Origin of the sequence: Pseudomonas tructae, from assembly GCF_004214895.1 — a bacterium.
GTDB classification, from domain to species: Bacteria; Pseudomonadota; Gammaproteobacteria; order Pseudomonadales; family Pseudomonadaceae; genus Aquipseudomonas; species Aquipseudomonas tructae.
This window is the reverse complement of sequence record NZ_CP035952.1, coordinates 3,214,715-3,236,555: the sequence shown is the minus strand read 5'-3', so window position 1 is coordinate 3,236,555 and position 21,841 is coordinate 3,214,715. Positions and strand designations below refer to the sequence as shown.

Sequence of the window (21,841 nt, the reverse complement as noted above, 5' to 3'; positions counted from 1 at the left end):
TTTTACCGCTTTACTTGTCTGCTTGATGGGAATGTCATCAGTTTCCGTGACTTCATTGCCGCTCAGCTCCTTTCGGAGAGGGGCATATGCTACCCGACTCATCGACCCAAGCGAACGCCTTTGGAAGCAAATTGCTAGCCCAATATCAGACCAACCGTCGCTGAAGCTGAAATCTGCCGACGGTAGGTCCCCCTACCCGGAGTAACACATGTCCCCTTTAAGCGAGCAGCTGCTGCTGCAGATTTTCCCTAATGCCCGCCCAGTTGCGGGCATTTTTTTGCCTGCGCTGAACCGGGCCATTGCTTGCCACAAGATCAACAGCCCATTGCGCGTAGCCGCGTTCCTGGCCCAAATCGGCCATGAGTCTGGCCAGTTGCGCAACCTGGTGGAGAGCCTGAATTACAGCGTTGAGTCCTTGCTGGCGAAGTTCAGTCGCGATCGCATCAGCGAGACGGATGCCAAGGCCTATGGCCGCGCCGCCGGCCGCCCAGCAAATCAGCAGACCATTGCCAATTGTGTCTATGGCGGAGCCTGGGGTACGAAGAGCCTCGGCAACAAAAGGCCAGGAGACGGCTGGCTGTACCGAGGCCGCGGCATGATCCAGATTACTGGTCTGGTGAATTACATTCCGTGCGCCGCCGCCCTGGGCCTTCTGGGGCACCTACGAGCACGGCCGCTCGACCCTGAATGCCGAGACGGCTGCTTCCGACGCAAAACGGACGATCGCGGTGGCTACAAATTCTTTCAGTTGCAACCCACGACCCTATGTTGCTGAAATCCTCACCAGACGTACTGCAAGCGCAACGTCCAAGTGTTTACGTCCGGCGAGCCTGTGCGCTCAGAGACGGTATCAGAATAAGCAATCAAACCCCCGAACTGGGGCGATAGCATGAAGCCCAGGCTGGCACCCAGTAATGTGTTCTCTTGCTGATTATCCTGGTTGACGCCATTGATCCTGGTTTCTCCGCCTTTGTTGTAGGTCGCATCGAGGGAGGCCCACAACGCGCGATTGAAGCTGTAGCTGTAGTGGCCTTCCACAGCGTACAGCGGCTTCTGCTCAAGCTTGTTGTCGCCCAGGTAATCATCATTATCGCCATACAGAGATACGTAGGTGTTGACCTCGAGCCAGGTCGGCCCGATAGGCGTGCCAAATGCCAGCTCCGGCTTGAACACCCAGCGGTTGGCGCCGATATTGATGATGCGCTTCTTGTCGTAGTCGCCCGTGGGCGCCGTTACCCACAAGGCCCCGGTCAGGAATGTCTCGGGCTGCCAGGTGACGAATTCTTCTTGGGTCAGCGCCGGCCCGCCGAACAGGTTGTGCACGAAGACCAGCTGCACATCACCCATGCCGCCGTTGTGCTTGGTACCGTCAAAAAACCGCGCGTCGTCGAATGATGCGCTGACATCAGCGTACGGCTGGATTACCTGTATCGCAGAGTTTCGTCCGTCGATGCCAAAGGATCTTGCGTAGCGCAGGATGTACAGGTCGGCGTTCAGCGACAGTCCGTCGATCGGTAATGAAGTGTCGATTGGTGTGTTGGTGTCGATGAGGTTGTAATAGCCAAAGATCATGTTCAGGTCGGTTGGAAGGTTCTGCCAGTCGCGAGCGTTGTCTGCGTGAGCGGTTATGGACGCGGCAATGCTGATACCCAGCAGCGTTGTGTCGATACACCACGAGCGTCGAAGCATGGAGGGTCCTCACTGTTCATCCATGGAGTTGCCCCGGTCATGTACCGGGGCTTATGGCAGGTCAAGGCGTGACGATGTCGAACATCGTCGGGAAGGTATCAAGCAGTCCCAACAGCTCGTTGACCTTGGTGACATCCCCGTCCACCTTGGCCTTGCCTGCGGCAATTTCCTTGTCCAGGTCCACGCCGCCCATCATCAGCCCGGCGAAACCGAGCTTGTCGACTGTCAACGTGGCGTCGGCTTTGTCCAGCACCTTGCCTTCGGTGTAGATGATCACACCGTTGCGTAACTCCACCGCGTAATTACTGCCATCGGGCTGTTTCCAGTTCAGCAGTGCGTGCTTGCCGATGGCTTTTGGGCCGTTGATCCGCACGCCCAGGTAATCGAGCAGCAGGTCCGGGCTCATCGCAGCCACCATGTCCGGGCTCGAGGTGCTGATGCCCGGCACCTTCGGTACGCCATTGCGCAGCTCGTAGGCGCCCATCAGGTATTCATTGCGCCATGTCGGGTTTTCCGTTTGGTAGCCCAACTGTTCGAAGGCATCAGCCTGCAAGTTGCGCGCCTGCTGATTGGAAGGGTCGGCAAATACAACATGCTTGAGCACCTCGGCGGCCCAGCGGTAGTCGCCCTTGTCGATCGAGGCCTTGGCCTTGGTCATGACCGCTTCGGCACCACCCATGAATTCAACGTACTTCTGGCCCGCCTCGGTGGGTGGCAGCGGGTGCAAATTGGCCGGGTTGCTGTCGTACCAGCCCAGGTAGCGCTGGTAGATGGCCTTGGCATCATGGTTCACCGATCCGTAGTAACCACGGTTGTGCCATTTTTTGCCGGTGCTGTCGGGCAACTGCAATTGTTCGGCGATCTCGACCATGGTGTAACCCTTGTTCGCCAGGTTAAGGGACTGGTCATGGATGTACTTGAACATGTCCCGCTGGTCGGCGATGAAGTCGACGATGCGTTGCTGGCCCCACATCGGCCAATGGTGCTGGGCGATGACCACTTCGACCTCACTGCCATGGGCGTTGATCGCCTGGTTTAGGGTCTTCCACCAATTCGCCGCGTTGCGTACCTGGGCGCCGCGCAGGGTGTACAGGTTGTGCAGGGTATGGGTGGCATCCTCGGCGGTATTGAGCAATTTGAATTGAGGGAACCAGATCAGCATTTCCGACGGCGCTTCGGTGCCCGGTGCCATCTGGAACTCCATCTCGACGCCGTCGATGTTGCGCTTCTCGCCAGTCTTGGTAATGGTGTCGGTCGGCGCAATCAGGGTGAAGGTACCGAACGAGGTCGTTTTGCCGAGCCCAGCATCCAGCTGCCCACGGGCACTACGCGGCAACAACGCGCCGTACTGGTAGAGGGTGCGTCGGCTCATCGCGTTGCCGGCCAGCACGTTCTCGCTCACGGCTTCTTCAAGGAAGCCCTCGGGTGCGATGATCTTGACCTTGCCAGACTTCACGTCCTCTTCGTTGGTTACCCCTTTTACGCCACCATAATGGTCAGCGTGACTATGCGTATAGATCACCGCAACAACGTCTTTTTTGGGCCGATTTTTGTAGTACAAGTCGAGACCCGCTTTGGCAACTTCAGTGGTTACCAGCGGGTCGATGATGATCAAGCCGTTATCCGTTTCGATGATCGTCATGTTGGACAGATCGAAACCGCGAATCTGATACACCCGGTCGGTGACTTTGAACAACCCGTTGTTCAAGTTCAGCTCCGCAATTCGCCACAGGCTCGGGTTGACCGTATCGGGTGCCTCGCCTTTGATGAAGTCATAGCTGGTCAGATCCCACGACGTTCCTCCTTTTGCATCTTTAATCGTCATTGGCACCAGCGTTTCGATGAAGCCTTTCTTGGCGTCCTCAAAATCCTGCTTATCTGAGAAAGGCAGCTCTTTAAGCACCGCCGCATTGGCCTGCCGCGTTTGCTCGCTCGCATCCTTTGGCGCCACTTGAGCCAAAACCAAGCCACTGTTCAGGCTAATCGCCATGACCAACAAATGATGACGAAACTTCATCAAAATCACTCCTGTGGGACAGTTAGTCTTTCTCATTGCTGAAGCGAATAAATTAGCGAATGCCACAGTTACTAACCACGGGACGCTTGCCGGCAGAGTTGACCCCGCAGTGAGTGGCGCAGATGCGATAGGGGATGGCTGATTTCGCAGAACCTCCTTCACGAATACTCTGGTTAAGACGTCTTGGGGAATGCCAAATTCGCCTTTGCCGCTCAAGCATAGACGTTGGTTAAAAATGTGCCGGGAAGAGGCCACCGCTGATTCGGCAGGCAATCGATGCGCAGCGCCGCGACCATGCCGCCCAGGTTTCAGGTCAGCCTGCCCGGGAAGTCGAGCGCCTGCGCCTGGAGGCCGAGTCACTTGCAGACGAGGAAAGTCAGACGCCCCTTAAATGCCTCACAGGTAATTCACGATAAAGGTCACCTCGGTGTTAGCGCTGCCTGCCCGGAGTTCTTCAGTGCCTAGACGGTAGTAGGCTGCGGATAGCGGGATCTTGAAGTTGAGGCCGGTCGTGGAGAACGCGTCGAACGGATAACTGGTATCGAGTGCGATGGGCTGGCCGAGAGCATTCATCAATTGCAGGCCGATGCCTTTGGCGGTGGATTTGGCGTTGAGCGCAACAATGCCGTTCGGGCCGTCGATGACCGGGGTGTTGGCCTTGAGCGAGTAGGTCACTTTCTTGATGCCGGTCTGGCATTGATTTAAGGCAATGTCGAAAGGCACCGTTCGCGGCTTGGCGCCAGCCTCGCGAAACTCGTTGAGTTGATAGTCGTCACCCATGGCTACGGGGACGGCAGGTGTCTGGCAGGAGGCAGCATTCACTACCAGAGCATTGGCCAGGTTGAATCTATTCAGGATCAGTTCGCCTGATTGCAGGTTGCCCAGATTACCGGCAGCAATTCTGACTTGCGATGCCAATGGGCCTGACTTGATGATTTCCAGGCGGACCGTGCCGGATGCAATACCATAGCCTTTTGGGCTGATCGCAAATAAAGAAGGCTCATAACGATCTAACATGTCCATCCAGATACGGAACGAGAGCCCCGTTTTACCTAAGGGGAAGGTCGTTACGTTACTGGCCGGAGTGCCTAGTGCAGGATTTACTGCCACGCCATATAGCGAGTTGTACTGGCACGACCAACTGTGGGTTGTCGATTGCTGCGCGGTGTCCTGACCACTGTGCCATCCGGCGTGTCGGCGGGGATTGTCAGGCCTCCACTGGCCAGGCCTACGCCGAAGTTGAGGGTTTGAGTGGTGGGGGAAGGGTTGAATGTGCAATTCGCCGCCATCGCGTCCGACGCGCAGGCCAGCATCGTCGTCGCGGCAATGCCGAGCAGGGGATTCTGTAGAGTCAAATGCTTCATGAAGAGGGCTACACGGGACGGAAAGAGCGTTGCAGCCTAATCAATCAAAGTATCAATGGACATCAGGCGATTCTGAAAGCTGAAAGGACGAATTGTCGCCATTGCCGATGGAGGTGACCAAGGATTGATTGCGCTGCAGGCCTGCCAGGCATACTTTAAAACAATTAGAGTCCTAGAGAATAGGTAGCGACACACGAAAAATTGTACCCTGTTCAAGGGTCGACCCTACTTCAATTTTTCCGTCGTGCCCCGCAACAATTTCCGCAGCTATAAATAATCCCAAACCCAGGCCTACTGTCTCCCCTCGGTTGTCGTTTGAGTACCTCGAGTAACGGCCTTCAGGGCTGAAAAGAATAGGTATTGCGTCGGGAGGAATGGGCTCGCCAAAATTCAATACATCGAATAAAACTGAGGCCTCATCAGCTTTCAGGGTTACTTCTATGGGTTGTTTCAAGTCTCCATGGCGCACTGCATTGCTAATCAAATTAGAGAACACCTGTGCCATCCGTACTGGGTCAAACTGACCTACGACTTTTTCATTGTTTTTAAATACAATTTGCGCGTCAGGATGGCCGGTGCGCAGTTCATTTACGATGCCTTGACATATGTAAAGTAAATCAGTGACTTCTCTATTGATAGGGATTCCTACCCCAAGATTACAACGTGCCAGGTCGAGCAGGTCGTTAACCATCTGATTAGCATTTCGAGCGCTGATAGCAATCTGGGTCGCAAGCCTTTTTTCGCGGTCGGGCAATTTATTCGATTTGCGTAGCAGGTCGGCACCCATCGTCACAGCGCTCAACGGCGTTCGAAGGTCATGGCCCAGCACGCCTAAGACCATTTTTCTGTTCGCTTCCACGGCTTTGCCATAGGACGCGATCGACTCGGCCAGCGCTTGATCAATTGACTCGTTGAAGCGAACCATTTCCGTGATTTGGTGGCCGTCCCCTAGATACTCTTGGGCCAGCCATAATCGGAGAACACTCGATCTAAGGGCGCGATATTCGGAAACCATCTGATCCAAGCTGAAACCAGCTATCAAGCGGGTTATTGCATGTGTTTGCGCCGCCGTACTTTCTTCGCTGGTAGGTCCGTGGCCATGGGACTTTTCAATCTGTTGCTGCTCGCTCTGAGAGGTTCGCATGTCGAGCACGACCGCTCTCAATATCTGCCCTGCATGATTTCTGAGGCCGCGCTTGTCGAGATCGGGCATGGGAGTATCTACCGATCGTGCGAAATCTTCCCACCCTTGGAGAATGGCTTCCATGTTGACGAGGATGAAATCTGGCAGCTGCATGGCGATCTCATTGAGCGTCTGGTTCAGACTGATACTATCAGCCTAGCGACATGAGAAACGGCACGTAGGACTCATGATGAACCGTTCGTCATGTGGCCCGAGGCGCTCTTCAAATGACCTCTTGAAACACTTTGCTGACATCCACAGCAGCAACATGAGGAAGACGCTGACGAGCAGTTCTCGAGGCAATGCGACGCTACCACGCAGCCAAGGATGTTCATACCGTAGCTGTTCACACTCGGCCTCAACCAGGTGAGCGTGCTGGTTCAACATTTGAGCAGGCGTGGGCATGCCCAGCGCGAAGCTGTCGTCTTCGATGAGAGACTGAATGCGCCGGGTCCCGCGACGGCCAACAGCACAAGTCCACCAGCCATTGCGACGTTCTTGAGGAACATCACCATCTGGATTTGATCGCTGAACGCGGGTTCTGAAACCGCCAACGATTAACAGCCCGGCACCGAATTCATGTCGGACTCTTACGGCAATCTGGGTGGATGGGTGGTCGAGAAGATGTAGCGCGCAAAGCGCCATTCACCATCGGTTTCTCGATGCAGCAGGAAGATTTCCTGGTTGCCTTCGGCGCTGGCCTGCCGGTCGCCGGACAGCGACTTGACTGTTCCGTTAGAGCGCGTACGCGCAAACGCCCAGTCGCGTGACAGCGGTTGAATCTCATCGATGGTAAAACGTATGTCGAGCTTGATTGTGTCGAAGACCTGGCCATACGCCGCGCGCACTGCGTCACGGCCTACGGCCGGCGGGCTGTGCTGTGGCATGAACACGGCATCGTCTGCATACAAGGTCATGACACGGTCGACGTCGGATGCGTTCAGTGCGGCCTCATAGTGGTGGAGCTGCTGGGTGACGGCTGTCTTCACAGCATCCTTGGCAGCGGGTTTGGCGGCCTGAGCCGTCATGGGTAGCAGACACGCGCCGAGAACCAGTACGATCAATGTGGTACGCATGGCAGTTCTCCTTTATGTCAGAGCATGACGACGAGCTTGCCCAGTGCACGATCGCTTTCCATCAAGCGGTGCGCGTGGCGGACCTCGTCGAAGTCGAAGGTTCGGGAAAGTATGGAGGGCATGCTCTTGGCGGCGAGTTCCTTTGCGAGCCACGCTAACGGCGTGTCCTGCAATGGCAAGGCCGGTGTTCCCAATAAGCCGCTCGGGAAGAAGTTCAGTCGCGTTCCGCCAGGCAGGTCCTGCATCAGGTGGAACTGCTCCACTACCGGCGGGCCACCGAGCAGGCCGATGACGCTCACAGCGCCGAACGGTCGCAGTGTCCTGATCGTGTCGCGCAGTGTTGTGGCTCCGACGATTTCCAGTGCGGCATCCACCCCTGCAGGCGTGATTTCGCGAATACGCTGAGCTATGTCACCGTTATCGACGACCACCTCGTCAGCGCCCATTTGGTAAAGACGTTCGATGTTCTCAGCGCTGCGCGTAGTTGCGATCACTGTCAGTCCGCGGGCCTTGGCATAGGTGATGGCGGCCAGGCCAACCGACGAAGTGCCTCCCCGTACCAGCAAGGTCTGGCCTTGTTGGATGGCTAAGCTCTTGTCAAGCGCCCCCCAGGCAGTGAGATACGCCTCCGGCAGCGTGGCCAGTTGTTCCCACGAGAGAGACAGGTTGTCCAGTGAGATCACGTTATTGCGCAGTACCGTAACCTGCTCGGCATAGCTGCCATTGCGGCTGAACTGCATGCCGCCCATGGCCGTTGCCACGCGCTGGCCGGTGCGCAAGACCCCGGCGGGGTCATGGATGACTTCGCCCACGGCCTCGATGCCGGGCACACGTGGGGTGGTGATGTCACCCATTTTGCCAGCGCGCAGGTAGGTTTCTGCGCGGTTGAGGCCAAATGCACGGACGCGGATCTGCACTTCGTCCGAGGTTGGCTCGGCTGACGGGATATCTCGCAGTTGCAGGGCTTCAGGGCCGCCCGGTTGTTCAATCACATAAGCTTTCATGGTCGTTTCCTCAGGTACGTTGCGGCTTGCTTGAAGCGATGTTTTCAAGCAAGTGAGTGCACTATCCACTACTCGAATGTGGAAGATAATCCACGCGTTAGATAGGCTATATCTCAAAAATGAGAGGATTGCTGTGATGGACTTCAACGCCGTCCGGATGTTTGTCAGCGTGGCGCAGACCGGTAGCCTCTCGGCTGCCGCCGAGCGCCTGGACATTGCGCTACCCACCTTGAGTCGACGCATTCGCGAGCTTGAACAGCAGTTGAAGGTGCAACTGCTCGAACGTTCTGTACGGGGCACCAAACTCACTGATTCGGGGACGCGCTTGTACGAACATGCCAGCCGTGGCATTGAGGCGTTGATTGAAGGCGAACACGCCGTGCTCAGTGATCAGGCGCATTTGAAAGGGCACTTGCGGCTGTCGCTGCCGCCTTCATTTGAACCGTGGTGGGAGGTACTGTCGGCGTTCCAGCGCCGCTATTCGCAGATCCAGATCAGTGTCTACACCACCGAGCGCCGCATCGATCTCATCGAAGATGGTGTCGATGTGGCGTTGCGCGTGGGCACGATCGCGCACGAGACGATGGTCGCCCGTCGCATGCTGACCTACCGTCACATTCTCGTAGCCAGTCCGGCATTGATTGAGCGCCTGGGTGCACCCAGAAGCGTCGAGGCTTTGTACGGTTTTCCCTGTGCGCTCTGGAGCCAGGGTGCCAATTCGACATGGCAGTTGGGAGGGGTGGTGTTCAAACCTGAGGCGATGCTGTCCACCAACGACTATGCGCACCTGCGCAGCCGGGCGTTGATCGGTGATGTGGTAACCGAGCTTCCGCCATTTCTGGCGGCGAGTGCCATCCGGGAAGGGAACTTAGTTGCGCTACTTCCTGAACATCCACTACCGGAACAGCAAATCAACTTGCTCTACCCATCACATCGCCACCCGTCTGCCATTGTGCGGGCGTATCTGGACTTTTCGCAGGAGTACATGGGATATCTGGTAGAGGTGTCGTCTACTTCCGAGTAAAGGGTCACTTTTGGCCGTTTTTGCCTATCGCGACCGGCCGCTTCGGGTCGATAGCCGCCACTCGCTACCGACCGCTTCCGACCCAGAGCAGCCGTTCGATAAGCACTATCTTCAGCCCAGCAGATGTTTGAGCCACGAGTTGTCGTACACTGCTCAAAGCTTTGGGCTACGTGTACATAAGGAATAGTGAGTTTCATGACAACACTTCTTGAATGCTCAAATGAGGTTTTCAGTCGCGGAACCGTGTTCAGAGTCAGGGGTTCATACCCTTATGAAGAGGTTGTGGATTTCATGGTTTTCGAAACATTGGACGAGGATCGTCGCTTTGGGCTGATGGTTACCACTGGCTATAAAGCCGGGCTGCCGCTGGTTTGGCTACCTGGGGAGAGCAATGCAGAATGCCTCGGCCTCAGCAGGGAATGGGTTTTGGCCAACTGGGGCAAGTGGATCTATCCGGACTGTGAAATCTCGCAAGTCCTTGTGATTGAAGGCTATAAACCTGGCTCGCATGTGGGGTAGTTTGACTATCCCTCCAGGTGCTGAGCGGTTGGTGTCGTATTGAATCGACGTTGCTTTCGTAGACACCTCAACCGGCTGCAATGGGTCGATAGCCGCCACTCGCTACCGACCGCTTCCGACCCATAGCTGACCTTCAGATATCCCCTTAAGGCCAAGGGTATTAGGAATTACCTTAATTGCCCGGTGGTAGCGAGGCCTGTAGCGTCTTTAGGTCAGATGTCGGGAGTACAAAGCTTTCCAAGGCCAGCATGCTGCCGTTGGAGAGTTGCCAGTTGTAGAAGTCTGAAAAGTCACTCTTGGCCAGCGCCCGGATAGTCTTCGCAACAAATCCGTGCGCTACAAGAAGTACACGCTTCGACGGATATCTCGACTCCAGATCTATCAATCCTCCTCTGACCCGCTTCACAACATCAGCAATCGATTCTCCTCCGGTGGGCTCGAGCCCCCATTGACGCGTAATGTTTTGCGACCAAAGCTGCGGATATCGTTCCCTTGCGTCTGCCTGGGTCAACCCCTCGAAAACCCCTACATCACGCTCTCGAAAGCAGTCCATTGTCTGGGCCGGGAGCTTGAGCTTCTCGTTAAGAATACTGGCGGTTTCCATTGCTCGTAGACGGGGAGATACGACAAGCGTGTCCAGCTCATGGGGCAAACTCGCCCTTAGTTCTTGAGCTTGCTCACGCCCCCGTTCTGTGAGCGATGGGTCGAGCGATCCCAGGTAACGATGTTCGGCATTCGCCCAGGTTTCACCATGCCGCACGACATACAGATCCATGAAATCCATCTCATCAGTGTAAAAGCGGGGGATTGTATCAACCTTGAAGTACATGGCGCGGATGATCTCGAGCGTCCGCTATGGGTCCAGGCTGTGTGAAAACGTAGCCGAGGCTTTAGGATGTCCTCAAGCAGGACGAGAATCACCCATGTACACAAATCTGGTTCTTTCCAAACAGCACCTGACATTTGGCTTCTTGGGATAGTCTGTCAAGCATGACTCCTAACGCATGCCACAAGGATCTCCCAATGACACTGGCTGACTTGCAGCGGCTGTCCGTATCTCAGAGCGAACTAGTTCTTCCCTACGTCCATGCGATTAAAGCTCTGCAACTCCTGGAGGCAACCGGCGCTACCTTGGTGGGATGGGAGGGGTGGTTGCACTATCCAGACGGCAGGCTAGGGCATTCCGATATATATCAAGGCACCACCGACACTTCAACGTTGCCCTCATCACAGGCTTATAACTGGGCCAAAGCCTCCATGCGCCTGTCTCAGAACGAACACGAATCTCAGAGCGAGACTTCCGATACCAAGCTACTTTTTTGCATCACTGTGAATCCTTGAAAATGCCCCGCTGGTTGCTGCTGACGCTAGGATAGTCGGTGATTTTTTGGTACCGCAATTTGAGGTTTTTTATCGGTACGAAATCCACCATCGGCCCAGGCTGTGTGAACGCCCCCTCGATTGTCTAACCTTATGATCTTCGAGACCGTGGCGGGGACGACCATGAAGCGGTTCATTGAGGGTGAGTCTCGGACGCAAGTCACGTTGCTGCCGGAATGTCTGGATGATTACATCACCGAAGAAAACCCAGTTCGGGTAGTCGACGTTTTCGTCGATGAACTCGACCTTAAAGCACTCGGGTTCGAGGGTGCCAATCCCGCGACAACGGGCCGTCCGGCTTACCATCCAGCAGTGCTGCTAAAAATCTACATCTATGGCTATCTCAATCGGATTCAGTCCAGCCGCCGACTTGAGCGTGAGGCAGAGCGCAACGTCGAGTTGATGTGGTTAGTGGGCCGATTGGCGCCTGACTTCAAAACGATTGCCGACTTTCGCGGAGACAACGGTAAGGCCATTCGCAGCGTCTGCCGACAGTTCGTAGTGCTTTGCCGCAACCTCGATCTCTTCTCCCAATCGATCATCGCCATCGACGGCAGCAAATTCAAAGCCGTGAATAACCGCGACCGCAATTTCACTCAAGGCAAAGTGACGGCGCGCATGCAGCAGATCGAGCAGAGCATCGACCGCTATCTAGCGGCAATGGATTCAGCGGATCGGACATCGCCGGAAGTGGTTGAGGCGAAGACTGAGCGGTTGAAGGACAAAATCGAAAAGCTGAAACAGCAGATGGAAAAACTCAAGGACATCGATGCTCAGCTTCAGGCCAGTCCTGATAAGCAAATATCCCTCACCGATCCAGATGCCCGCTCAATGGTCACAAGCGGCCGAGGCTCCGGCACAGTTGGCTACAACGTACAAACAGCAGTCGACGACAAACACCATTTGATCATTGCCCATGAGGTGACCAACGTTGGTAATGATCGTGGGCAACTGAGCAATATGGCTAACCAGGCACGTGAAGAAATCGGTGCTGAGGCGCTGACGGTGGTTGCTGACCGAGGCTATTACAAAGGGCCGGATATCCTGGCTTGCGAGCAGGCTGGCATCACCACTTTTGTACCGAAAGCACTGACATCAAGCAGTAAAGCGGAAGGTCGATTCGGCAAGCAGGACTTCACCTACATGGCTGCATCGGACAAGTATCGATGCCCTGCGGGCCAGTTGCTGACCCGACGGCATTCCTCGGTGGAAGACGGCATGCTACTGCACTGCTATTGGTTTTCAGGATGCCAGAGCTGCTCCATGCAGAAGCAGTGTACGACTGGTAAAGAGCGGCGATTAAAGCGTTGGGAGCATGAGGCAGTAGTCGAAGGCGTGCAGATCCGATTGGAGCATGATCCGGGGAAAATGAAGGTTCGCCGGCAGACTGTCGAGCATCCCTTTGGCACGCTCAAATTCTGGATGGGAAGTACGCACTTCCTGACCAAAACCCTGCCGAGGGTAAGCACCGAGATGAGCCTTTATGTGCTTGCCTACAACCTCAAACGAATGATGAGCATCTTCGGCATCGCAGGGCTACTTGAGGCGATCAGGGCGTAAACCCCGCCGTTTACTGGCCCGCAAACAGCTATATGGGCCGCTGACGCGGCCCATATAGCACTACAAATGTCTATTTCGCTGGGTAAGGCTATTCACGCTCTTGCCTGCTGATTCCACAGGCAATCCGCGCGACTCTCAGTTTTCGACGTGTTTACTGCGTTTTCACACAGCCTGGGTCGATAGCGGCCGTTACAAACGCTTACCGAAGATAGCCAAGCAAGTAGCCGGAACAGTGCTAAGGGAGGCGACCAAAAAATACTCACCGCTCGCAATGATGCTGCAGCTTTCGTCGCGAGCGATGGAGGTATTCGAGGCGCTAGCCTGGAGGCTGCATTCGAGGTTTTGCGCACTCAGAATGCGGTGGGCACAGTCAGCGATATCGAGTTGGCTGAAGCAGTTCTGGTTTACGAATTGCGCTAGCAAATAAGCGTTCCGACCACTGGCAGCCGGCCCTGCGATGATTTTCCGGAACGGCCAAGCTGTGGCGGGCTGATGAGTGCATGATCATTCGCTAATTAAGGGCAGCGGCTTTTTTTTCGAGAAGCGTTGCACCCATCACCAGCATTTCGTGGAGCTTCAGCCTGTCTACAACCGTGGCTACCCCTAGATGGTTGTCGCCCTGCCAGACTTCTCCTGCGACCAGTCTTACGTCGAGCCCCGTTTGTGCCGGCCTCAGTTGTTCATTACCGACAGCATGCCACCGCTGTCGCTTGACAGGCACTTTCGATGTGTAGACGAGAAGTTCAAAGTCACCCGGCAGGCCACTAGGCATCTCCCGTGCGCTCACCGAATCCTTGTACACACCCAGTAAAATTACGTCTTTGTACCGCTGTGATACATAAAGAACTTTGGCTGGTTTATACCCTTCAGGGATAGGAATCAATACAATGTCACCGACGCAGGTTTTTTGAGTTTTCATGCCGTGTCTTCGCTGCAGGCTGTAGAATCCTGAGAGATCTACTCATAAATGTAAGGAGTCAGGGTGCGCGGTTTAGAGAAATTCGTATCGTTTCAGTTCGTGCTCACTATGGCGTTCATCGCACTGGGCGCGTCCCTTCACGGGGCGGGCAAGGTCGGGTTTTGGGGCATGTTCGCAATCATGATGTTGCCCAATGTCGTATTTGCTGTGCTTCGGGTTGTCCGGCGTCGGGCAGCCGCCTGAGACCTGACTGGGCCTCAGGGGCGAAAGCTGCTTGCTCCGTTATTGCAACGGAATATATATATCTGTTTGCCATTGCTCCAGCGGTGTCTGGGGATAGGCGCTCAGGTATTGAAAGAACAGCGACTGGTCACGAAGTTCCTCGCCACTGCCGGGAAGCCAGTCGCGGTAAATCGGATAGATCGTTTCACCGATGTGGTCCGGTGAACCGGTATGTCGCACCACGGCGCAGCGGCCGCCAGGAATGACAAGCTCGTGTACGCCGAACGTATTTGGCGCCACGGCTTCATGAATCTCGCCGCAAATGGCGAAGCGAAAATCTTCTGCAGGTGTCGTATCGGGGTTGTTATAGGGAATGCCAAAGGTGCGACTCGATGCCGCCGGCGACTGTCCGCTGTGCAGGCGCCACTGGATGAACGTGCGCACGCTTTCACTGACCAGTCCAGCTGCTCCGTGGTGTTCAAGCGCTGCTACCCTGACCTCGGGGAATTCCACAATTCGTACTTGCATGATGATCGTCCTGGAAAAATGAGGGATTGCGAAGACCGCATTCCAGACCTGCCAGTTCGGCTCCTTCCTGAACGCACTCGGCGCCATGCCGAACGCCCGCCTGAATGCCCTGGAAAACGCCTCGGGGCTTTCAAAACCAGCACCCAGGGCTGCGTCCAGTACCGAGTGATCAGCGGTGGCAGCCAGGCGATGTGCCGCGCGCCGTAGCCGCATCAGTTGCACATAACGTGAGACGGGTACGCCGACGAACGCGGTGAATTGGCGATGGAAGTGAAATGCCGAAAAGTTCGCCACGCCGCTCAAGGTTTTCACCGACAGGTCACCTTCAAGATGGGCATCGATGTAGGCGAGCACGGCGTTGAAGCGTTTTGTGTAAGCGAAGTGGCTCGGCATGTCAGACACTGGCAAAGGTTCCTGGAAGTAGGGTCGGCAACAGAGTCGACGATAACGGCGTGTACGCGCCTAGCCGCGTTTGCTCAAGGCACCTTTTGTTGCGACTCGTTCGTTTTCTTCCAAGGCCTTGCTGTAGACTCGGGGCGTTGCCAGGAAGGCGAGGTTGCCCGTCCAGCTGGCTACACTACTCACCCTTTACGGAAGCTCCCATGTTCACGATGAACGCCCTGGTGCCAGAACTGATCGTCAGCGACCTGCAACGCAGTCTGGCTTTTTACTGCAATATTGCCGGTTTTTCGCTGGAGTACCAGCGCCCTGAAGACAAGTTTGCCTTCCTCTCGTTTGGCCAGAGCCAGCTGATGCTCGAGCAGGATTGGCACACTGAATCGCCCTGGCGCGTAGGCCCGCTGGAGGCGCCTTTTGGCCGCGGGCTGAACCTGCAGATCCTCTGCGAGAATGTCCAGGTCCTGGCCGATGCCTTCGAAGCGGCCGGGCATCCGTTGCGCCGCGCGGTCGAAAGCCATTGGTACCGTAGCGACGATCGCGAGATCGGCCAGCGCAATTTTCTGATTCAGGACCCGGACGGCTACCTGCTGCGCTTCTTCGATAACCTTGGGACACGCGACTGCCGGTAAGGACAGCTACCGATGAACAACAGGATCAACGCCTGTGCGGTACCGGCGGGCTCGGGCATCTACGCGCAGTTGCCGGGGGCTGATTTCGTCGATGCCCACCAGGTGAGCGTCGACGATGGCGAGCGCTCGGCGATGGGCCACTTTCTCATCCTGATGAACAGCATGCCGCGCTGGATCGACAACCTGATGGTACTGCGCAATCGCGTGGTGCAACTGTTTGGTCTCAAGGACCTGGGGCGTCTGTCGCGGATCGACTTGCAGCGCGACGAGGCGTCTTATCAGATCAATGAGCGGGTCGGGATTTTTACCCTGATCAGCAATAGCCCGGATGAAGTGCTGCTGGTCGATCGTGACAAGCACCTGGACGTCTACATCGCGTTGCTACGGCGTCCCTTGGGCGCCGACAAGCGCCGCGAGATTGTGGTGTCCACCGTGGTGCACACGCACAATCGTCTCGGCCGGTTGTACATGCTGCCGGTTGCGCCTTTTCACCGGTTTATCGCGCCCATTGCCCTCAAGCGCCTGATCTGCGCCAAGGCTTGAGCTTCAGACAAAGCCCTGGCCGTGGAACCCGCGTGGCAAGCGCTGGCGGCCGGGCAGGGCCCTCAGGCGCTCGATCCAGGCGCTACGCCAGTCGCTGGCGGCGTGTCGAGCGGCGGCTCTACGCGCGCGTTGCGCGGCATTGCGCTGGTCCTTGCGGGCGGTCTTGAACGCGTCGGTATTGCGGCAGCTGCGGCACTTGACCCGATTGAGTTCGGTGGTGGCTGCCAGGTTGTTACCGTGGTGACCACAGGCAAGGTGGCCAGCGGTTTTGAAGTGAGTGACCATGGGTATCCTCCTCGGCACTGTTGTGTGTACAACAATGGTCAGGCGCCCGGGACCGAGGTGCTGAACTGCTTGCGAAACCACTCCTGGAGCATGGCTTTTTCGGCATACAGCCGGTCGGTATCGGCGCGTCGGCCAGGGCGTTGCAGGTAGAACTTGTCACTCAGGTGCGCTTGGGCCTGGCTTACTGCATGACCTGGTTGCGACAGGGTGTACTGCAGGTCGATACTGGGCCAGGTGACATCACGCATTATGCGCACCGAGTAGGCATTGGCGCGCCACGGCTCGTACTGGCCGGCGAGGTCGATATCACGGATGTCGATGCGCAGGCGTTGGCCGGGCGGCAGGTAACGCTGGCCGAGTTTGACCAGGTAGGTGCTCAACTCCTTCATGACATAGGCGTCGGCACCGCGCGCATAGCCATTGCTGTCGAGGCTGGCATCGCGAAAGTGTTCGGGTTTGTCGAAGCTGACTTCGACGTTGGGCGTGGCCGCAGGTTGCGCCAGGCTGTTGAACGCCAGCAGGCTAAGGCTGGCCAGGGTCAGGGCAGGGCGCATGATTCACCTCCAGGTGCAGCCTTGCGCAATTTGCCGCACAGGCTTCATTGTACGCCTGTGCTGATTGAAAACAGAGGAGTCGGTAGTGCGCAGGATCGAGCGATTTACAGCCAATACGCGCGGGCGTGACATTGCCGTGGGCGACATCCACGGGCATTTCTCGCGCCTGCAGCAACGGCTGACAGCCATCGGCTTCGATCCGGCAGTGGATCGCCTGTTCAGCGTCGGTGATCTGGTCGACCGTGGCCCGGAGTGTCCGCAAGCGCTGGAGTGGCTGGCCCAACCGTGGTTTCACGCCGTGCAAGGCAATCACGAAGCCTTGGCGGTGACCCACGTCGATGGTGGCGTGCTGGACTACAGCCAGTACCGGGCCGCTGGTGGCAGCTGGTTCCTGGCCCTGCCGGAAGCTGAACAGGCGCGATTTGCCGAGCAGTTCCGGCGCCTGCCGCTGGCCCTTGAGGTCGAGACCGGCGACGGGTTGATTGGCCTGTTGCACGCTGACAGCCCCTTGCGCCGCTGGGCCGAGTTACGTGAGCAACTGGAGGATACACCGCCAAAAGAAATTCAGGAGGTCTGCCAATGGTCACGCAAGCGTCTGTATGCCGGAGATGACACGCCAATCGAGGGGCTGCGGGCGTTGATCGTCGGTCACACCCCGCAACGTGAAGTGCGGGTGCTGGGCAATGTCTGGCATATCGACACCGGCGGCTGGGCCAGTGGCTGTTTCAGCCTGCTGGACCTGGGCAGTTTGAGGGTGATCAGCGACACGCCCGGTGAATGATCACGGCCAAGGCCACTAAATCATCGGACAAAGCAAACGCCCCTCCCGTTACCGGGAGGAGCGTCTATGCAGGCTCAGCCGAAATTACAGGGATTGCAAGGAGATGCTCGCCGATTGCGAATCTTGTGGGCTGTCAGCATCCATCCATACCCACTGGGAGCCATCACCCTGCAGGTTGTAGCTGATGTTCTGGATGGACGTGGACTTAATGGTAACCGCCCCATCTTCGCTGGCGGTTGGCCCCATCTTGGTAACCTGCTTGGGTAGCAGGCCGTTGGAGGTTTCATTGACCACGAACACGGTCGCCTGGGCTTCGCGGAACTGGCAGGAAATGAACTGGGTGATTGTACTGGCGATCGTCAGGTTCATCCATTTTGACGGTGGCACTGCATAGTAGCGGTTGTACTTGTTGAACGGATACTGGTCGCCATTGGCCTGCAACTGTTGATTGCTCAAACCGGCGGTGTTGGTGGGCATGCCCACGCTCCCGAGCCAGATCTCCACTTGGGACAGGCTGCTGTTAGTCGGAATTGACACCGAAACTGTCTGGGTATCCGTACCCGAGACAAAACCCATTGAAGCCAGGCCGGCATTGGCCGTGGTACCCGGGACCGTGATCGAGCACGGAGGCTGGCTGTTGCTCCAGACTACATTGACGGTAGCGTCTTTGTCGTTCTGCGCCGAGTTGTAGATGAAGATCCCGTACAGCTGACCTGGTTGCAGGGTCGTGCAGGTGGCGGTATCGCCACCTTTGAGGGTAAGACGCTGACCACCGTTCCAGTTGGTTTGGGTGGCAAGTAATCCGACGCTTTCCATGGAAATATCCTTTTCCTGATGATGAAAGAGCAGGTGACGGCGAGCTGCCTCTTTTTGTGTGCAATCTCCGTGCACCTGTGCACTGATGTGCCAGAGGGAGGTATAGTCAATCTCAATGTTAAGATTGATAATTTTTCGCTATCAATCGTGAGGTGGATTCAAGCGATTCGCAGTAACCGGTCTCTAACCTGTTGTTCTACAAAGGGCTCGGTGTACCGCCAGAGACACAGTTATTTCGTCCAGCTGTACCTTGACCCGCAAAGCTGCCACAGCGGAACCTTCTGCCTCCTGTCACCGGAGAGCCACCATGGACCTGTCCACCCTCGCCCTGTTCATCCCGGCGTGTTTTGCCCTGAACATGGCCCCAGGCCCCAACAACCTGCTGTCGCTGAACAACGCCAGCCGCTATGGCCTGCGCATCGCCTGCGTGGCAGGTATCGGCCGGTTGTTCGCTTTTGCCGGGATGATCGTACTGGCGGCCATGGGCCTGGCGGTGGTACTGCACACCAGTGAATACCTGTTCCTGGCGATCAAGGTCCTGGGGGCTGCCTACCTGTTCTACATCGCCTGGCAGCTGTGGCGCGCACCCGTGGCTGAGGCTATGGTGGCTAGCGGGCGCCAGCACGGTACCTTGCGTCTGGCGCGCCAGGAATTCTTCGTGGCGGCGGGCAATCCCAAGGCGATTCTGATCTTTACCGCCTTCCTGCCGCAGTTCATCAGTGTTGGCAGTCCGGTGCCGGTGGCCGAACAGTTCGCCTGGCTGGGCGGGTTGTTCCTGTTGCTCGAATGGCTGGCCATTGCCATCTATGCCTGGCTCGGCGCCTACCTGCAGCGCTGGTTCAACCAGCCCGGGCCACGGCGCCTGTTCAACCGGGTCAGTGCCACGCTGCTCAGCTGCGCCGGAGCCGGTTTGCTGGCAGCGCGGCGGGCCTAATAGCTCAAGCGCACGCCGAGGTTGGCACCAACCCGTTCCTGTTGACGGGCATCGAGGTTGCTGGCGTAATCGATACCGGCATGCACACTGAGGTTCTGGCTGAGCTGCGCAACCAGGCCGGTGCCGATGTCCATCGAGGTGTAGCGGTAGTCGGTCTTGACCTGGTCGAGATCGTCGAAGGTGACCGTGTCGCGGCCGCCGTCGCCATGCCAGACGTTGACCTGCAGGTAGGGCTGCAAGGGCACGCTGGCGGATTTGAAGTTGCCTTGCAGGCGCAGGCCCAGGCGCCCGGTCCACTCGGTCTGGGCGTCATAGCTGACGTGGCTGACACTGTCATTGGCGCTGTCCAGCGACACTTGCTGGGCGATGATCTGTGCCTGGGGTTCCAGCACCCAGTGCGCCGACAGCTCAAACGGATAGCCAGTCTCCAGAGACGCTGTCACAGCATGGCCATCGAGGTCGAGCTTGTCGCCGCGATCGGATTTTGCCCGGCCATCGAGGTTGGCATACTGCACCACCGCATCGACATACCAGTGCTGTGGGCCGACCAGGGTCCAGTAGGCGCCGACACTGTCGCTGTCGAGCTTCAGGTCGCCCACCGAACTGTCCTCGATGCCCAGGGCAAAGCCTTTCACATCACCGTTCAGGCGGCTGTGGCCGACATACAGGCCAACATGCTGGCGATAGCCGTTGTCACCTAGCCAGGCAAACAGGTCCTGGCCAACCTTGAAGCCGTACAGGTTGCCATCCAGGCTCGGGTCCACGGTGCCCGACCAGCTCTGGTGGAAACTGTTGCCATAAGCCTGGCCCCAACTGGCCGACAGCGCGCCGGTCTGCTTGAGCAGGTCCTGGTCGCCCTGGCGTTGATGAAAGGTGCCCAGCGCGGACCGTGCGATCAGCGCTGCAGCTCTGGGGGCGGCGGCGTATACGGCGACTTCCGGGCGATACAGCGGGATGCTCACGCCGGCCACCGGCGCCGGTACGGCTGGCAGCCCAAGGGTCGGGGCCGGGGTGGGCAGCGGCACGACCACAGGTTCGACCGGGGTCGGGTTGCCGGGATCAGGCGCTGGCTGGGGTTGCGGCGCGGCGGCCACGACGCTTGAGCGCAGGTACCAGCTATTGACGCTGTCAGGGGTCACCCCGCCTTTGTACAGGCGGTAGTCGAAGGCACCGGCGGAAAGGGTCTGGGTCTGGACGAAGGCACCAGGGCTGCTGGTGGCGCCGTTGGCCGCTTCGACCACCTGGATACCGTTCTGCGTGGTCGATGCGCCAGCTCCGCCAAAGTTGCTGATCTGCAAGTTGGTGGTGCCGGTGATTGCCCCGCCGTTGACCACCAGCCGGTCCGATGCTGCGCCGTCGCCGGCGAGCACGCTGTTGAGTTTGAGGGTGCCATTGTTGCCGGTGTAGTTACCGTTGATGGTCAGCCGACCCTGGGCATCGTTGCCGCTGCTCAGGTCAATCAGCCCGCTGTTGGTGACGGTCAGGGGTTGGCCGGCAGTGAAGGGGCGGATGCTCCCGGTCGTGGAAATCAGTGAACTGTTTGCATCGATGTTCAGGCTGGTGGAAGCGCTTGGAGTACCGGTATCGCCCAGGACAAGGGCATCGTTCAGAGTGAAACGGCTGGCGTTGTTCAGGTTGACTGTTTCCCAGTTTACATAGCGTGCGCCGCCAACGGGTTGGCTGTTGTCGAAGCTCAGGGTGTCCTGGCCGGTACCGCCGTTGACGACAGTGGTCAACAAGCTGGGATTGAGGTCGCGCAAGGTTGCCAGGTCGTCGTCGCCGCCCATGTCGATGGTGCCGCGGATGATCCCGCCGCCTTGCCAGGTCAATACATCCTTGCCGAAGCTGGCGAGCAGGTTACCTTTGAGTTCACCGCCGCTGATTTCGAATTTATCGACGCCGCCACTGGTGCTGATGTTGCCGCCAATGGTCCCGCCCTTGAGCAGTATTGTGTCGTTGCCAAAGCCGGTAACCAGGTTGCCGACAATCGTGCCACCGGACATGTCGAACAGGTTGTTGTCCAGCTTCATGTCAACCCGGCCGATACTGCCGCCCAAAAAATATGCCTCGTCACCGTCTTCAAAGGCTCCGATGATCTGCCCCGCAGTCATCCTGAAGGTGTCGCGGGCATCGCCCTGGGCCAGGGACTGAACTGTCCCGCCGGTCATGCGGAAATCATCGATGAACGCAGTTTGCACGATGGCACCGGAGGTATCACCTGGACCGACCGAGATATCTTGGGCAACGGACATTAAAGGCAGGGTGCTAAATACCACAATAAGCGAGGCTCGCATCAGGTAGGCTCCATTTCCATTCAGGTCATCGACCACTGCTGATCCAGCTTTCCTGAGAGATCTGGACGGTCCTGCCCTGATGTATAGAGCAATCAGAAATATCGACAACTGGCAAAAATGC

23 protein-coding genes are annotated in these 21,841 nt (G+C 57.3%); 10 read left to right on the top strand and 13 right to left on the bottom strand.

Annotation, left to right across the window (positions count from 1 at the left end; translation table 11 throughout):
* Nucleotides 1-208 precede the first annotated feature (208 nt).
* Nucleotides 209-775: a glycoside hydrolase family 19 protein gene (locus EXN22_RS14605; protein ID WP_130264724.1), complete on the top strand. Its 567-nt coding sequence runs from the start codon at nucleotides 209-211 to the stop codon at nucleotides 773-775.
* Between the two features lie 5 nt (nucleotides 776-780).
* Here EXN22_RS14605 and EXN22_RS14600 read toward each other — a convergent pair whose 3' ends face one another.
* From EXN22_RS14600 to EXN22_RS14575, 6 genes are all read right to left on the bottom strand, one after another.
* Nucleotides 781-1,689, bottom strand: coding sequence for a transporter (locus EXN22_RS14600; protein ID WP_130264723.1), 909 nt, complete (start codon nucleotides 1,687-1,689; stop codon nucleotides 781-783).
* Nucleotides 1,690-1,750: 61 nt separating this feature from the next.
* Entirely contained in the window at nucleotides 1,751-3,706 is a 1,956-nt protein-coding gene (locus tag EXN22_RS14595) for an alkyl/aryl-sulfatase (RefSeq protein WP_130266829.1), read from the bottom strand.
* Nucleotides 3,707-4,102: 396 nt separating this feature from the next.
* Entirely contained in the window at nucleotides 4,103-4,723 is a 621-nt protein-coding gene (locus EXN22_RS26370; RefSeq protein WP_233281629.1) for a fimbrial protein, read from the bottom strand.
* 519 nt (nucleotides 4,724-5,242) lie between these two features.
* Complete coding sequence (locus EXN22_RS14585) at nucleotides 5,243-6,367, bottom strand: sensor histidine kinase (protein WP_130264722.1); 1,125 nt, start codon at nucleotides 6,365-6,367, stop codon at nucleotides 5,243-5,245.
* A gap of 476 nt (nucleotides 6,368-6,843) precedes the next feature.
* Complete coding sequence (locus tag EXN22_RS14580; protein ID WP_130264721.1) at nucleotides 6,844-7,329, bottom strand: YybH family protein; 486 nt, start codon at nucleotides 7,327-7,329, stop codon at nucleotides 6,844-6,846.
* Between the two features lie 17 nt (nucleotides 7,330-7,346).
* Nucleotides 7,347-8,333: a zinc-binding alcohol dehydrogenase family protein gene (locus tag EXN22_RS14575; RefSeq protein WP_130264720.1), complete on the bottom strand. Its 987-nt coding sequence runs from the start codon at nucleotides 8,331-8,333 to the stop codon at nucleotides 7,347-7,349.
* Nucleotides 8,334-8,469: 136 nt separating this feature from the next.
* Here EXN22_RS14575 and EXN22_RS14570 point away from each other — a divergent pair, with 136 nt between their 5' ends.
* Both EXN22_RS14570 and imm45 read left to right on the top strand, forming a co-directional pair.
* Nucleotides 8,470-9,357, top strand: a complete 888-nt coding sequence (locus EXN22_RS14570) for a LysR family transcriptional regulator (RefSeq protein ID WP_130264719.1) — start codon at nucleotides 8,470-8,472, stop codon at nucleotides 9,355-9,357.
* Between the two features lie 195 nt (nucleotides 9,358-9,552).
* Nucleotides 9,553-9,876: an Imm45 family immunity protein gene (imm45, locus tag EXN22_RS14565; RefSeq protein WP_130264718.1), complete on the top strand. Its 324-nt coding sequence runs from the start codon at nucleotides 9,553-9,555 to the stop codon at nucleotides 9,874-9,876.
* 172 nt (nucleotides 9,877-10,048) lie between these two features.
* On the opposite strand, the gene EXN22_RS14560 is transcribed toward imm45, so the two are convergent.
* On the bottom strand, nucleotides 10,049-10,705 hold the full coding sequence (locus EXN22_RS14560) for a histidine phosphatase family protein (RefSeq protein WP_233281628.1): 657 nt from the start codon (nucleotides 10,703-10,705) through the stop codon (nucleotides 10,049-10,051).
* A gap of 194 nt (nucleotides 10,706-10,899) precedes the next feature.
* Between EXN22_RS14560 and EXN22_RS14555 the strand changes: the two genes are divergently transcribed.
* From EXN22_RS14555 to EXN22_RS14545, 3 genes are all read left to right on the top strand, one after another.
* Nucleotides 10,900-11,217, top strand: coding sequence for a hypothetical protein (locus EXN22_RS14555; protein ID WP_130264717.1), 318 nt, complete (start codon nucleotides 10,900-10,902; stop codon nucleotides 11,215-11,217).
* Between the two features lie 162 nt (nucleotides 11,218-11,379).
* On the top strand, nucleotides 11,380-12,816 hold the full coding sequence (locus EXN22_RS14550) for an IS1182 family transposase (protein ID WP_130266827.1): 1,437 nt from the start codon (nucleotides 11,380-11,382) through the stop codon (nucleotides 12,814-12,816).
* A 255-nt stretch (nucleotides 12,817-13,071) separates the two neighbouring features.
* Nucleotides 13,072-13,236: a DUF2388 domain-containing protein gene (locus tag EXN22_RS14545; protein ID WP_233281736.1), complete on the top strand. Its 165-nt coding sequence runs from the start codon at nucleotides 13,072-13,074 to the stop codon at nucleotides 13,234-13,236.
* A gap of 91 nt (nucleotides 13,237-13,327) precedes the next feature.
* Here EXN22_RS14545 and EXN22_RS14540 read toward each other — a convergent pair whose 3' ends face one another.
* Entirely contained in the window at nucleotides 13,328-13,735 is a 408-nt protein-coding gene (locus tag EXN22_RS14540) for a hypothetical protein (protein ID WP_130264716.1), read from the bottom strand.
* A 282-nt stretch (nucleotides 13,736-14,017) separates the two neighbouring features.
* On the bottom strand, nucleotides 14,018-14,887 hold the full coding sequence (locus EXN22_RS14530) for an AraC family transcriptional regulator (protein ID WP_130264714.1): 870 nt from the start codon (nucleotides 14,885-14,887) through the stop codon (nucleotides 14,018-14,020).
* Between the two features lie 200 nt (nucleotides 14,888-15,087).
* On the opposite strand from EXN22_RS14530, the gene EXN22_RS14525 reads away from it, so the two are divergent.
* On the top strand, nucleotides 15,088-15,513 hold the full coding sequence (locus tag EXN22_RS14525; RefSeq protein WP_130264713.1) for a bleomycin resistance protein: 426 nt from the start codon (nucleotides 15,088-15,090) through the stop codon (nucleotides 15,511-15,513).
* Nucleotides 15,514-15,525: 12 nt separating this feature from the next.
* Nucleotides 15,526-16,056, top strand: a complete 531-nt coding sequence (locus EXN22_RS14520) for a DUF2867 domain-containing protein (protein WP_130264712.1) — start codon at nucleotides 15,526-15,528, stop codon at nucleotides 16,054-16,056.
* Nucleotides 16,057-16,059: 3 nt separating this feature from the next.
* Here the strand turns inward: EXN22_RS14520 and EXN22_RS14515 are convergent, their stop codons facing one another.
* Together EXN22_RS14515 and EXN22_RS14510 are read right to left on the bottom strand one after the other, a co-directional pair.
* The gene (locus EXN22_RS14515) at nucleotides 16,060-16,341 is read right to left on the bottom strand and encodes a hypothetical protein (RefSeq protein WP_130264711.1); all 282 of its coding nucleotides are present in this window, start codon (nucleotides 16,339-16,341) and stop codon (nucleotides 16,060-16,062) included.
* A gap of 38 nt (nucleotides 16,342-16,379) precedes the next feature.
* Nucleotides 16,380-16,895 (bottom strand): DUF3016 domain-containing protein, encoded by a 516-nt coding sequence (locus tag EXN22_RS14510; RefSeq protein ID WP_130264710.1) that lies wholly within the window; start codon nucleotides 16,893-16,895, stop codon nucleotides 16,380-16,382.
* Nucleotides 16,896-16,980: 85 nt separating this feature from the next.
* Here EXN22_RS14510 and EXN22_RS14505 point away from each other — a divergent pair, with 85 nt between their 5' ends.
* Entirely contained in the window at nucleotides 16,981-17,676 is a 696-nt protein-coding gene (locus EXN22_RS14505) for a metallophosphoesterase (protein ID WP_130264709.1), read from the top strand.
* An 84-nt stretch (nucleotides 17,677-17,760) separates the two neighbouring features.
* Here EXN22_RS14505 and EXN22_RS14500 read toward each other — a convergent pair whose 3' ends face one another.
* The gene (locus EXN22_RS14500) at nucleotides 17,761-18,492 is read right to left on the bottom strand and encodes a hypothetical protein (RefSeq protein ID WP_130264708.1); all 732 of its coding nucleotides are present in this window, start codon (nucleotides 18,490-18,492) and stop codon (nucleotides 17,761-17,763) included.
* Nucleotides 18,493-18,799: 307 nt separating this feature from the next.
* On the opposite strand from EXN22_RS14500, the gene EXN22_RS14495 reads away from it, so the two are divergent.
* Nucleotides 18,800-19,426, top strand: coding sequence for a LysE family translocator (locus EXN22_RS14495; protein ID WP_130264707.1), 627 nt, complete (start codon nucleotides 18,800-18,802; stop codon nucleotides 19,424-19,426).
* Here the strand turns inward: EXN22_RS14495 and EXN22_RS14490 are convergent.
* On the bottom strand, nucleotides 19,423-21,678 hold the full coding sequence (locus EXN22_RS14490) for an autotransporter family protein (protein WP_233281627.1): 2,256 nt from the start codon (nucleotides 21,676-21,678) through the stop codon (nucleotides 19,423-19,425). The genes EXN22_RS14495 and EXN22_RS14490 overlap by 4 nt on opposite strands.
* Nucleotides 21,679-21,841: the final 163 nt, after the last annotated feature.